At 32.4% G+C, this 281-nt stretch carries 1 protein-coding gene; it reads left to right on the top strand.

The genetic code is table 11. The annotated features are described in order from the left end of the window. Nucleotides 1-111, top strand: a 111-nt coding sequence (locus tag BN202_RS09165) for a TrbC/VirB2 family protein (RefSeq protein ID WP_019220342.1), incomplete at its 5' end; no start/stop codon positions are given. Between the last annotated feature and the right edge of the window lie 170 nt (nucleotides 112-281).

The following is a 281-nucleotide window of genomic DNA, read 5'->3' as shown; positions in this document are numbered from 1 at the left end:
GGTTATGCAGGGCGTTATATCGAAAAAGATACCTTTGTACGCTGGGCAATTGGCGTTATTATAGCCGGTTCAGCAACTCAGCTTGTCGCAATGTTATTTACTGCTCAATAAATTATAAAAATATTTTTAATAAAATCGATTTTATTTATTTTTGTGGAGAAACTGATAGTGCTCTTAAGAATTCTGAGAAAAAAGAAAATGAAACAAGCAAATATTTTTCAAAAAACAATCCATAACGGAATCATCACAGCTGCCGCAGCTGTAACTGTATTTTTTGTAAA

The organism is Bartonella florencae, assembly GCF_000312525.1.
Classification (GTDB): Bacteria; Pseudomonadota; Alphaproteobacteria; order Rhizobiales; family Rhizobiaceae; genus Bartonella; species Bartonella florencae.
This window is presented reverse-complemented; position numbering and strand designations above follow the sequence as displayed.